8 protein-coding genes are annotated in these 13,438 nt (G+C 55.1%); 4 read left to right on the top strand and 4 right to left on the bottom strand.

All coding sequences use genetic code 11. The features are described 5' to 3' along the window. Positions 1-133: 133 nt before the first annotated feature. Positions 134-1,042 carry a D-hexose-6-phosphate mutarotase gene (locus P8935_RS13450; protein WP_348260809.1) on the bottom strand — a complete coding sequence of 303 codons (909 nt, stop codon included), beginning with the start codon at positions 1,040-1,042 and terminating at the stop codon, positions 134-136. 117 nt (positions 1,043-1,159) lie between these two features. Between P8935_RS13450 and P8935_RS13445 the strand changes: the two genes are divergently transcribed. Next, the gene (locus P8935_RS13445) at positions 1,160-2,248 is read left to right on the top strand and encodes an ATP-dependent DNA ligase (protein WP_348260808.1); all 1,089 of its coding nucleotides are present in this window, start codon (positions 1,160-1,162) and stop codon (positions 2,246-2,248) included. 1 nt (position 2,249) lies between these two features. Here the strand turns inward: P8935_RS13445 and P8935_RS13440 are convergent, their stop codons facing one another. After that, the gene (locus P8935_RS13440; RefSeq protein ID WP_348260807.1) at positions 2,250-4,457 is read right to left on the bottom strand and encodes a glycoside hydrolase family 3 C-terminal domain-containing protein; all 2,208 of its coding nucleotides are present in this window, start codon (positions 4,455-4,457) and stop codon (positions 2,250-2,252) included. Between the two features lie 180 nt (positions 4,458-4,637). Next, positions 4,638-5,792: a TonB family protein gene (locus P8935_RS13435; RefSeq protein WP_348260806.1), complete on the bottom strand. Its 1,155-nt coding sequence runs from the start codon at positions 5,790-5,792 to the stop codon at positions 4,638-4,640. A gap of 150 nt (positions 5,793-5,942) precedes the next feature. Here P8935_RS13435 and ileS point away from each other — a divergent pair, with 150 nt between their 5' ends. From ileS to P8935_RS13420, 3 genes are all read left to right on the top strand, one after another. Next, positions 5,943-8,918, top strand: a complete 2,976-nt coding sequence (gene ileS, locus P8935_RS13430) for an isoleucine--tRNA ligase (protein ID WP_348260805.1) — start codon at positions 5,943-5,945, stop codon at positions 8,916-8,918. Between the two features lie 70 nt (positions 8,919-8,988). Further along, entirely contained in the window at positions 8,989-9,513 is a 525-nt protein-coding gene (lspA, locus tag P8935_RS13425; RefSeq protein ID WP_348260804.1) for a signal peptidase II, read from the top strand. Positions 9,514-9,708: 195 nt separating this feature from the next. After that, positions 9,709-12,354 carry a M1 family aminopeptidase gene (locus tag P8935_RS13420; protein WP_348260803.1) on the top strand — a complete coding sequence of 882 codons (2,646 nt, stop codon included), beginning with the start codon at positions 9,709-9,711 and terminating at the stop codon, positions 12,352-12,354. 66 nt (positions 12,355-12,420) lie between these two features. On the opposite strand, the gene P8935_RS13415 is transcribed toward P8935_RS13420, so the two are convergent. Continuing rightward, the gene (locus P8935_RS13415; protein ID WP_348260802.1) at positions 12,421-13,278 is read right to left on the bottom strand and encodes an inositol oxygenase family protein; all 858 of its coding nucleotides are present in this window, start codon (positions 13,276-13,278) and stop codon (positions 12,421-12,423) included. Positions 13,279-13,438: the final 160 nt, after the last annotated feature.

Here is a 13,438-nt window from a genome sequence, read left to right as displayed (position 1 = left end):
TCAGATTATCGGCCCCGAGTTACTACCACCACCCCAATAACCTCAGATGCCCATTAATTGATTCAAGTTGGCGAGAAATAAATTGTCGCAGCACCTACTCAGAATTTGATAAGTATGTTGGACCGAATCGGGACTACTCGTCAACACTTAACGTGATAGTCATTGTGTGATTTTTATGCGGAGCCACTTCCACGGCGGATGACAAAATATTGCCGCCCTCGACACACAGCATCTCTCGCCACTCTTCGTTGTCCATATCCGCCAATGAAGAAGCGCCTTCACTCCAGGGATTCCACACGATCGATGAAGCAGACCCTTGCTTCTCAGTAATCATCGTTCTGGACAACACGGGATCAACTATTTGTATGTTGTACTGTGCGTTCTTATAAGCGTTATCGGTTTGACCTGAGAGCGTCAGATCTCCAGATTGCATCTTCTCGCGATTTCCATCTCGATTATCCAGATAAGCTACGCCATCAAGACCGCGGACTTTTGCTTGCTTCACATCACCTACTTTGAAGTAGGTGTGCAAAGCTTCCTCAAATCGCAAGGTCGATTGCCCGAGATTTTCCATCTTTAACCTAAGCTGGAGGCTTGCCCCGACAGTGATGCGATATTCCAAACGAAATTCATACGGCCACCAACGTCGACTAGCCTCGTCGCTTTCGGTTGAAAGACAAGCGCAAACCGAATCCTCAGACACCTGCGCGATCGACTGGACCCGCCACTCCCTGATGCGAACGAAACCATGCGAGGGAGCATGAGGATCGTCCGTCTTGGCACGGAACCAAGGAAAACACACAGGAATTCCGCCCCGAATCGCGCGACCCGCCTCCCAATACGACTTCTTGCTCAGAAATAGAACCTCGTCCCGACCCGTTGGTATCCAGGAGGTTACCTGCGCTCCGTAGAGATAGATTTCCGCACTCGCCGACTTCGTTTCGACAAGGATTTTCGGCAAATCACCGTTCCCACGAATGATCTGCGCGATTCCAGGGATTGAGAATCGTTCATTCAGAGCGTCAATGACGGCGTGTTCCATACTTTCCGGATTCTACCGAACCTAGCCGAACAGAACGGACAACAGCACTCGCCCGCAGATGCATCCACTTAAGTGATCGCACCGCTTATCATTGCGACTTGAAGGTGATCTCAAACCATGAATCTCGTCGTGAATCCGCCAATACTTCCCATGCTCGCCAAACGCGTAGACGAGATCCCGGCTGAAGGTAAGTGGATATTTGAACCAAAGTGGGATGGTTTTCGCGTTCTGATATTTCGCGACGGCGATGAGGTTCTAATTCAGAGTCGCGATGAAAAGTCGCTGAACCGCTACTTTCCCGAAATGATTGATCCACTCCGCAAGCAACTGCCTTTGAAATGCGTGCTTGACGGCGAACTCGTCATTGCGACCGACGGCCGCCTCGACTTCGACGCATTACAGCTTCGCATCCACCCGGCAGCATCGCGCGTAAAACTTCTCGCGTCTCAGTCTCCTGCGTCGTGCATATTTTTCGATCTGCTCTCCGAAGGCACACGCGATCTTCGATCCCTTCCCTTTCGCGAACGCCGCGTTGGATTGGAATCGCTGTTGAAGTCTGGGGAACCGCCGCTCCACATCACGCCTGCAACCGAAGATCGCAAAACTGCACTCGATTGGTTTCGCCGTTTTGAAGGTGCTGGGCTCGACGGCGTAATTGCCAAACCCGTCGATCTTTCCTACCAGCCCGACAAACGAGTGATGCTGAAGATAAAACACGAACGCGATTGCGACTGCGTCGTCGCAGGCTTCCGATGGTACAAGCAGGCCGCAGGAAGAGAGATTGGCTCGTTACTGCTCGGCTTATACGATGACGCTAAAGCCCTGCAGCATGTTGGTGTATGTTCGAGCTTTACCGCCGAAAAGCGCCGCGAACTTCTCGATTTCCTCACACCCTATCGAAAAAATGCTCTGGACGATCACCCTTGGAAGAGTTGGGAAAACCCAGCCGTACAGAACGATTCCGCCGAGCATCGCATGCCCGGCGGCAAAAGCCGATGGAGCCAGGGAAAGGACCTTTCCTGGGAACCGCTTCGTCCCGAACTCGTTGTCGAGGTTTCTTACGAGCACATGCAGAGTGGCCGCTTCCGCCACATGGCCCATTTTCGACACTGGCGCAATGATCGCAAGCCAGCCACTTGTACCTTCGCTCAACTGGAGGTCGTCCCGCCCGAAGAATTGAAAACTATCTTCGCCAACGGCCGATAGTTTAGGGCTTGTAGTCTTTCGCTCCCGTCACATCAACGACAGTCTGCACCGGCAACTTGTCGCTCGAACCGCCCGCAAGCACGCGAACCTTTTCTTTTTCCACGCGCCACACATGTCCCGGTGCGTCCCAGTACGCCAGGTCGCGCGCTTTCAATTCCATCGCAACATCTTTCTCAGCGCCAGCCTCGATCCGCACCCGCTTGAATCCCTTGAGTTCCAATTGCGGTCGCGTGACTGCGGACCCCACATGTTGCACATACATCTGTACTACTTCATCACTTGCGCGCTTGCCTGTGTTCTTCACCTTGATGTGCACCTGCACGCTGCCGTCAGCATTCATGTTCGAAGCGCTTGGCGCCAGACTTTTATAATCAAATGTTGTATAACTCAGCCCGAATCCAAATGGGTAAAGCGGCTTCTTCTTGCTGTAGAGGTAGGTCTCGCCATCCAGCAGGTTGTAGTCCAGAATGGGCTGCAGCTGATCATCTCCCGTTGGCCACGTCTGCGTCAGTCGCCCCGCCGGCGAGTAGTCCCCAAACAATACGTCCGCAAGCCCATGTCCTTCTTCCTGGCTGTTGTGCGTGATGTGCACAATCGCTGGCACATTTTGCTGGCTCCAGGCAATCGCGTATGGAAAACTCGATCGCAATACCTCGATCGTTTTTGGATTCGCGGCGAAGACTCTCTTCACCAGCTCTTCCTGCTCCAAGACGATTGTCTTGCGGTCCACATCTTCTTTTCCGTTCGAGGGGGTCGGACACTGATCCCATCCAGCATTGCACTCCGGATGATTGCCCACCACCACGATTGCCACATCGACTTTCTTTGCCAGCGAAGCCGCCTCTTCCAGATTCGAGCCATCCGCAAAGATTACTTTTGCATTTCTGCCCGCTGCCTCGCGTATGCCGTCGAGAATCGTCACGGAATACGGCCATGTCCCGCTGTACCAGTCCTGCAAAACCTGATCGATCCACGGACCAATCACCGCAATCGTTTTCAACTTTGTCTTGTCGAGGGGCAGCGTGTTGCCGTCGTTCTTCAGCAACACAATCGATTCATCCGTAGCCTGCCGCGCCAGTTCTTTGCTGTTTTCGCGCTCCCACGGTGGCAACTGGCCGCCCGTTTCAACGCCAATCTTGGCGTAAGGATCGACTCCCTCCGGGTCCATCTCTCCGAGCTTCAGATAGACAGTCAGCAAATTCTTTAGCGCCGCGTCCATATCCGCTTCGGTCAGCAGACTGTCCTTCAGAGCTTTCGTAAGATCAGGTTTGTAGACATCGAGAAAATGATTGATCCCCGCCTTTACCGCTGCTGCCGACCCTTGTTCCTTATCCGGAAATCTCTTGTGCGAACTAATTAGCAATCCCAGAGCGCCGCCATCGGTACAGATAAGCCCATCATTACCCCACTCCTTGATCATCACGTCTTTCAGCACTGGATGAATCATCATGGGTGTGCCGTTCCACGAGTTGTATGCGGCCATCACCGCGCGCGATCCACCCTCTTCGAATCCCATCCGAAACGGAACCGAATAATATTCGCGAAACAGCCGCTCATCAAAATCCGAAGACGTGTGAGTGCGTCCATCCTCATTCTCATTTGCCAGGAAGTGCTTCATTAATGACGCTGCCTGCCAATGCTTAGGATCAGGCCCTTGCAACCCCTGCGCAAACGCCACCGTCATCGTGCCGACCAGGTACGGATCTTCGCCCATCGACTCTTCGGTGCGACCCCACCGAGGATCGCGGCTCAGATCGGCATTGGGCGCACGCACCACCACTCCGCCGCGATCAAACACAGGATTCTGGTAGTAGTACCGCGCCTCGTTTCCTTCAAGTGACCCGATCTTCTTCAGCAACTCGGGATCCCACGTCGCACCGAGGCCCTTCTCCTGCGGAAATGTTGTCGTCGGTACCGGCTGGCGGCCCCGTCCGCCCCATCCGCCGGGACCACCGAGGGCCAACCCGTGCAGCCCTTCCACCTGTCCCGAGAACGCAATCCCGATCCGGGGAATCTTGGGATGGTCCGACATCAATTGCACTTTCTCGTCGAGCGTCAATCGCCCCAATAAATCCTGGATACGCGCACTATCCGAGAGTGACGTATCCCGAAACGGAAACTTCTCCTGGGCCTTAATCGCTGAAACCAGCCCAAACATCAGCCCCATTCCCAACACCCAAATCGCACCTTTGCTCAAAGATTGACGCATGCCAATTCCTCCCCGGAACGAACACCGAAGATTACCACGTCAGAAGTCAGAACGCTTTGAGTAAATCGATTGATGCGATCCACAGACTGCTTTAGTCTTTTCGCCCCAAAAAAAGAGCGAAGCGCTCATTGCGCCTCGCTCCTGCTTCTATTTCTGAGAGCCTTTTGCCTAATCTGGCTTTTAGTACAGCCGGAAGTTGACCTCGATGCTCATCATCACCGGCACTGGCGTTCCGCCCTTCATGGCTGGCTTAAACTTATACTTCCGCACTGCTTCCAGAGCCTTTTCGTCCAGGCCCATACCCAACGGACGAACGACCCGCGGATTCTGCGGATTGCCCTGGGCATCCACGATCAGCGAAATCAGACACACACCTTGGTACTTCGCACGTCGCGCCTCATCGGAGAACTCAGCCTCCGGCGTAAAAATCGGAATTGGCGCCGATACACCCCCACCGATGTGATAAACGCCGCCGCCGGTATTGCCGCCGCTGCCCGGACCGTATCCGTTGCCGTTGCCCGAACCGAGGCCGCCACCGTACCCGCTGCCCATGCCACCGCCGCCACCAGATCCATTCGAGGCTAATTGCACGTTAGAGGAGTTCTTGACGCCAAAGTTCACCATCTGCGGATTATCGGGCAGAGTGATGTCCTTTTGAACATTGATGGCAGGCGTAAAGGCCAGCTTTGGCTTCTCCAGGATCGGCACCATCGGAGGCACGATCGGATCCTTCATGCGCGGAGGAAGTTTGCCCTTCATCGGATCTACAATGTCGTGCGATCCGCCGCCACCACCGCCACCTGCCGGGGTAGTCAACTTGGGCGCCTTCAGAATGTCACTCACATCCACATTCGACACATTCAGTTTCGGTTTAGCAGGCGCATGAATGATTGTGATTCCGAGCCAGATCACGACGGCCAAAATCGCCAGATTCACCGCGCTCGATGTTCCGATAGCCCAAGGATTCGCCTTGACCGCCATGCGATCCACAACCGGGATCGGCCTTGACGTAAGCACAAGCGGAGGAAGCTTTGGAGGAAAGAAAACGTCGTGAATATTCTCGTAAAGGTCTTTCCAGATCGGCTTTTCGTCGAACGCCTTCCCGAGGAACGAGTCAAGCTCGTGACCTTCCATCGAGGGCAAGTCGCTCTTGGTCTCCGCATCCGGCTGAATTAAAACGTCATTTGCCATAATTGCCGATACTGGCCCCATTGGCTGCGACTGCCCTGGTTGGCTATCGCCCGCTTTCCGGTCCTTCTCTCCATTATGCTCGACATTGCCTGCGCTTGTCTTTAGATGAGCAGACGCAGGCGATTGGGTTGTCGTATTATCCAAAGTCTCGAATTTCTCCAGAGACCCGTATTTCTCCGAAGTGAAGGCTCCCATAAACGATAGACGCCCCCCGTGAGCAGTTGTTACCTAAAAATCTTTCCCGCTCCTTTACACTAAACATTCACGATCTTCTTACCGTTTCAGGGAGTTCCAATGTCTCCAACGCCGGAGTTGAAGGCGACCTTAACCTTGCCGCAAACCACTTTTCCGATGAAGGCCAATCTACCTCAGAATGAGCCTCTTCGGCTGAAAAAGTGGGCGGAGCTTCGACTTTACGAAAAACTGCGCGAAAGTTGCGCCGGAAGGCCTCCTTATCTTCTCCACGACGGACCTCCCTATGCCAATGGGCCCATCCATCTCGGTCACGCCCTCAATAAGGGATTGAAAGACTTTGTCGTCAAGTCGAAGACCATGGCTGGATTCGACTCCCCCTACGTCCCCGGCTACGATTGCCACGGCCTTCCCATTGAGATCAAGGTCGACGAGCAGCTTGGCCGCAAAAAGCTGGAAATGCCGGTTCCGGAGGTCCTCGCCGCCTGCCGCGCCTACGCCCAGAAGTACGTTGACCTTCAGACATCCCAGTTCGAACGCATCGGATGCTTTGGCCGCTGGGAAAAACCCTACATGACGATGGCACGAGACTACGAGGCCCGCACCCTCGAAGCCTTCTACGGCTTCCTTGAAAAGGGCTTCGTCTATCGCGGGCTCAAGCCCGTCTACTGGTGCATCCACGACCGCACGGCCCTCGCCGAAGCTGAGGTGGAGTACGACGCTCACACCAGCCCATCAATATATGTGCGCTACAAACTGACCTCGGCTCCGGAGAAGCTCGATCCCGCGCTTGCCGGCCGCCAGGTCTACACAATCATCTGGACCACGACTCCCTGGACCATACCCGCGTCCATGGCTGTCGCCTTCCATCCCGATTTCGAATACGTCGCATTCTCGGCAAGTGGAGACCCAAAATTACCCGGGTCGCTGGCTGATCCGGTGTACATCGTCGCTGCCGAACTTGCGCCTGCCGTCATCGCTGCCTGCAAACTCGGCACAACTGCGGAACTTGCCCGCTTTAAGGGAGACCAGCTAGAGCACACCACCTTCAAGCACCCTTTCCTTGACCGAAGCATTCTCGGCGTGCTCGCAACCTACGTCACCGCCGACCAAGGCACCGGAGCCGTCCACACCGCTCCCTCGCATGGTGCAGACGACTTCTACACCGGCCAGCGCTACGACCTTGATCAGACATGTCGCGTCGATGCATCCGGCCATCTTCACGTCGATCCCGATGCGTGGCCTCATGCATCACTTCCCGCGTTCGAAGGGAAGAGAGTCTGGGCCGCCAACCCCATCGTCGTCGCCATGCTTGAGGAGTACCGCGCTCTGCTGGCTGTCTCGGATCTTGAGCACTCCTATCCGCATTGCTGGCGCTGCCATCACCCGGTGATCTTCCGCGCTACCGAGCAGTGGTTCATCTCTCTCGAAACCCCGATGAAACGCGCCGATGGATCAGAAACTACTTATCGCCAGCTATCGATCGAGGAGATCGACAAGGTCGTGTGGGATCCCTCATGGGGCAAGGAGCGCATCACCAACATGATCGCCACCCGCCCCGATTGGTGCATAAGCCGCCAGCGCATCTGGGGCGTGCCCATCGCGGTGTTTATGTGCGAGGGTTGCGACAAGCCAATCATCGACCCGGCACTCGATCGCAAAATCATCACCCTCTTCGAGCGCGACGGTGCAGATGCGTGGCACACCACGCCAATCGCCGACCTACTGCCTGCCGGAACAAAATGCTCTCATTGCGAAGGAGTCACCTTCCGCAAGGAGACGGACATCCTCGACGTCTGGTTCGACTCCGGCACCAGTTGGTTCGCCGTCTGCGAATCCGACGCCGATTTAAAGGACATCTACAAGAACTTCCAGGAGAGCAAAGGAGCCGAGTGCCTCTATCTTGAAGGCGGAGATCAGCATCGCGGCTGGTTCCACTCATCGCTGCTTACATCCGTTGCGCTCCGCGGCCGTGCGCCATATTCGCACGTGGCCACCGCTGGATGGACGCTCGACGAGCAAGGCCGCGCCATGTCCAAGTCTCTCGGCAACGGCGTTGATCCCGTTGATATCGCCGAACGTATGGGCGGGGAGATCGTGCGCCTCTGGGTAGCCTCCATCGACTTTCGCGAAGACATGGCTGCAAGCGAGAACCTCATGGCTCGCTGCGCAGAACTCTACCGCAAGCTGCGCAACACCTTCCGTTTTCTGCTCGGCAATCTCAACGGATTCGATCCCATGCGCGACCGGATCGCCGAAGCAGACCTTCTGCCTCTCGACCAGTACATGCTCGCCCGCACCCGCGAGCTCACAGAGAAAATCCTCGGCTGGTACGCAGACTTTGAATTTCATCGCGTCTACCAGGCCGTCAACGATTTCGCCATCGTCGATTTGAGCTCGTTCTATCTCGACATCCTCAAAGACCGCATGTACACTTTTGCGCCCACCAGCCACGAACGGCGCTCCGCGCAAACCGTGCTTTGGCAGATCACCGAGGCTCTCGTCCGTCTGGTAGCACCGATTGTCAGCTTCACTGCCGACGAAGTCTGGGAATACCTGCCCATCATCGAGAACCGCGAAGCCAGCGTGCACCTCGCCTTGTTCCCCAAACCCGAAGAGATTTTTTCGGAGAACTCACTCTATCTTTTGGGGGAATGGAAGGTCCTATTTGCCTTGCGGGAGAGCGTACTCCGTTCCCTCGAAGAGCTTCGTCAGAACAAAGTTATCGGCAAGGCAACAGAGGCCGAAGTCAAACTTTACGCCCAAGAAGTCTCCTTAGAGATTCTTCGAAAGAATCTCGTTAGTCTCAAAGAGTTTCTGAATGTCTCAAAGGTTACGCTAGTCAATGATTTCAAATTGACTCGCGCAGAATCTAACGAGACAAAAGACGCAAAGGAAGTACTGACTGGCATCGCCGATCTTCAAGCATTCGTACTGCCCGCCAGCGGCCATAAATGCGCTCGTTGCTGGAACTTCATGCCCGTAGTCTCCGACTACGGAATCTGGCAAAATGTCTGCACCCGCTGCCACAACGCCCTCAAAGAGATGGGAATTGCGCCACCGGAGGTCGCAGCGTGATCACCACAGCACAGTCCAGTCACTGTCCACTGACCACTGGTCACTGTTCACTGTCGTCGGAGGCAGCCCATTGAGTTTTCCTGCGCCTCACAAACTCCCCTGGCTCCTCCTCATCTCCGCGTTCGTCATCGTTGCCGATCGCGTTACAAAAACCGTGGTTGCCTCCCACGTTCCCCTTGGCGAAGGCACCACCGTGATCCCCGGATTCTTGCGCATCACCCATTGGCTCAATGAGGGCGCAGCCTTTTCGCTCTTCGCTGACTCTGCCTCCCCCAATGCCGTCCGTTGGGGACTCATCGCCTTCTCCGCAGTCGCCGCAATCGCTGTTGTCATCGCCCTGGTCCGACTCGGCAGCCGGATCACTTTTGCGACTGTGGCCCTTGCTCTGGTACTCGGCGGAGCCCTCGGTAATCTGCACGATCGCGTCGTCTACGGCTCCGTCGTCGACTTCATCGAGGTCCACATCTTCGGCTATCACTGGCCCGACTTCAACGTAGCCGACAGCTCCATCGTTATCGGAGCATGCCTCCTGCTGCTCGATTCCCTTCTTCCCGCAAGATCAGCTGATCCCGTCATCACAACTGAAACTCATTAAGTTAGGGCTTTCTCACAAGGGAACTACGTTTGGTCACATTTCGTAGTTACCTTTGTGCGGCTAGTACCCTAAAATAATTTAGGCGTTAAAGCACCCTTTCGAAGGGCTGCCTAATGTCCACTGCGTCATTTTTGAGCCGCAAGTTTAAAAGCACAATACGGACGCGTAAACGTCTACAGACTGTTACGAGGTGAAATGAAGATCGGTCGCCCTTCCCCCTGGCGCGAGTCGCGCCTTTCCTTTGTTTGTTCTTTACTTTCCGCTTTGACAATCGCTTTTTCGGGATTACTTCAAGCTCAACGTCTCACCACAACGGTTCGCCCAGTGCACTACACGCTGACACTCTCCCCTGATCTCAAAGCCGCGACTTTCACCGGTTCCGAGACCATTGACGTCACCCTGGCCGAGCCGGCAAACTCCATCACTCTCAACGCCCACGATCTCACCTTCGAATCTGTCGAGATCGAAACGGCAGGCAAAAAACAAACGGCAACCGTCTCTCTTGATCAAGAGAAGGAACAAGCCACCTTCACGGTGCGTGACAAGCTTGCCGCAGGAAAAGCGAAGCTGATCATCCGATACAGCGGCATCCTCAACGGCCAACTTCGCGGCTTCTATCTTTCCAAAACGGCTCGCCGCAACTATGCCGTCACGCAGTTCGAATCCACCGATGCTCGGCGCGCTTTTCCTTCGTTCGATGAGCCGGCGTTCAAGGCCACATACGACATCTCGCTGGTCGTAGACAGAGGCGACACCGGCATCTCAAACGGTCCCATCGTCAGCGATACGCCGGGCCCCGCTGCGGATAAACACACTCTCAAGTTCCTCACCACGCCTAAGATGTCTACCTATCTTGTGGCCTTCCTTGTGGGTGATTTCCAGTGCTCTTCCGGCGAACAGGACGGCGTAGCTATCCGCACGTGCGCAACACCCGACAAGGTCGCCCTGACCAAGTACGGCGTTGATGTCGCGAAGTACGTGTTGCACTACTACAACAACTACTTCGGAATTCCCTATCCGCTGAAGAAGCTCGACCTCATCGGTCTGCCCGACTTTGAAGCCGGCGCGATGGAGAATTTTGGCGCGATTACGTATCGCGAGACCGCCCTGCTCGTCGATCCCAAAACAGCATCCATCAACGCCAAGACTGAAGTCGCCCTGGTCATCGCTCACGAAATGGCGCACCAGTGGTTCGGCGATCTTGTCACTATGCAGTGGTGGGACAACATCTGGCTAAACGAAGGTTTCGCCACATGGATGGAAAACAAGCCAGTCGCCGCGATGCATCCTGAATGGAATATCGATCAAGCCGTCGCCGCCGGTCTGGATGCGACGCTGAACCTCGACGCTCAGCCCACCACCCGTGCCATTCGCGCCCGCGCCGACACTCCCGCGGAAATTGAGCAGATGTTCGACGGCATCTCCTACGGCAAGGCCGGCAATGTTCTCCTCAGCGTTGAAAATTACCTCGGCCCGGAAACCTTTCGCCAAGGCGTGCATAACTATCTCGCCGCGCATCTCTACGGCAATGCCACGGCTGAAGATTTCTGGAATGCCCAGACCTCAACGAGTCACAAGCCGGTCGACAAGATTATGGAGAGTCTCGTAGCCCAGGCGGGTGTGCCACTCCTAACCTTCGGCCAGCCGCACGACGGCAAAGTCGAGGTCTCGCAAAAGCGCTTCTATTTAACGCCAAGCGTCCAGCCAGACGAAGCTCAAAAATGGACGCTGCCTGTTTGCTTCAAAAGCGACGGCAAGCAAGACTGCCAGCTCCTTACACCCGAATCAACGTTTCTGAACGTCCCGCAAAACGGACTCTTCTTTGCCAATGCAAATGGCAAGGGCTATTACCGCACCTCTTACGCCCCGTCCGACTACGCCGCTCTCGCTTCCCATGTTGAAGACGATCTAACGCCTTCTGAACGCATCAGCCTCATTGGCGATGAGTGGGCACAGGTCCGCGCGAACAAGGCTATCGTCGGCCAATATATGAACCTCGTCGAAGCCGTCAAATCAGATGCGAGTGCAAATGTCGTGTCCACAGCACTCAACGGACTTGGCGCCATCGATTCTCGCATCGCTGCCACTCCAGAGGAGAAAGCAGCACTCGATAGCTGGGTCAGGCAGACGTTTGCTCCGGAATACGCCAAGCTCGGCGCGCCTTCCCAAAGTGATTCGCCGAACAAAAAGCAACTACGCGCTTTGCTCTTTGCCGAACTCGGCGACGCCAAGGATCCTCGGATCCTCGCCGAAGCGCGCGATATCAGCGCCAAATACCTCGCGGATGCAAACTCAACTGACCCCAACCTCGCACAGACTGCCCTCCAGATCACCGCTCGCAACGGCGACGCGGCTCTCTTTGATCAATTGCAGAAGATCTTTGAAACCTCTACAAATCCAGAAATCCAAATCGGTGCGCTCCGGCTTCTGGCCATGTTTGAAAATCCAGAGCTAGCCCAGCGTGCGCTTCAGTACGCGGTCTCCGACAAAGTCCGTAATCAGGACGCAGCTCTTCAACTCGCCATCTCGCTCGACAACGAAAAGAATCGCGATCTCGCCTGGAGGTTCATCCAGGATCATTGGGATGATGTGAAGAAAGAATTCACACCCGAGATGGGAAACGTCCTCGTTGGAGCCACCAGCACTTTCTGCTCCGAGTCAGCACGCGACGACGTGTCGCAGTTCTTTGCATCGCACACGGTTCCCGATGCCGATCAGGAACTGAAGCATGCCATCGAACGCATCAATGGATGCATCGAACTGCGCAACCTGCAGGAACCACAGTTGAAGACTTGGCTAGCCACTCAGCCCAGGGCATCGGGAGCCGAAACGGCACACTGAGTTTTCGCGCAAAATATCAAAGGCCGCCTGGCAATCGCCCGGCGGCCTTCGTTTTTTGAACTTTCCTTACCAGGCAACTTTCGCCGGCAAAAACTCCGCAAACAGGTCGTCGTAATAAGGCTTCAGTTCCCTAATGTCTGGCTTCGCATGCCCCTTCGAATAAAGATCGTACTGATTGAATTTCAGTACCCACTCCAGCATCGCGCGATCTTGATCGTTGGCCAGGTGATCGTACGCACCATGACGATGCCACGGATAGAAAGAATGGAATCGCAACATGTAGAGCGACTCGATCGGCATATACGGTTTCATCACCTCTGCGATGTACCCGTCATGCCCGAAAGACATATGAACATTTTCGAGGCCGCAATTTGGCTCGTATATCCCGAACTTCGTCTGATACTCGGCCCGGAGCCGATCGGGGTTGTTCGCAAAATACTCGTGAAACACAATCGCCTCTGACCAAGCGCATCCCACCGGGAACGTATCGCCTACAACACCCCACTGCGGCTCGCCGTAAAGGCAAAGACATTTTCCAAGATCATGCAGGAAGCCCGTCAGCACCATCCAACGCGGATGTCCATCGCGCCGGATCGCTTCCGACGTTTGCAGCAGATGTTCGGTCTGGGTGAGATCGGTGTCGGGGTCGCTGTCGTCAACCAGCGAATTCAAAAAGTCCGCAGCTTCCCAAATCGACTTCATGCCTTTCTTCAGGCCGAAGTACTCCTTCTCTTTACCGAGGACATACTCAACTGTCTGACCTTCGTGATTCAGCCGGTAAAACTCCGCCACGCCCGGCGTAGCCGACGCGTCATAGATCCGGAATTCTTCTTTGGACTTTCCTTCTTTGTACCGTCCTTCGACGAAGTCATCCCACTGGTCCAATTGGGCTAGAGGTTGCGCCTGGGAAGTGATCGAATTCATGTACCCTCGTTTCTCGACTCAGCCAGAACGGCGATAGAGACTGTGGCTGTTCTACCAAAACGGTAGTGCCCCTGCAAGTAGCAACTTCTCAAGTCGTTCAATCGCAAGCGTCACAATAGTTTTCATTTTGCCCGTATCAGTCGGGATGTTACCTTCAACC

It is taken from the genome of Telmatobacter sp. DSM 110680 (assembly GCF_039994875.1).
Classification (GTDB): Bacteria; Acidobacteriota; Terriglobia; order Terriglobales; family Acidobacteriaceae; genus Telmatobacter.
This window is presented reverse-complemented; position numbering and strand designations above follow the sequence as displayed.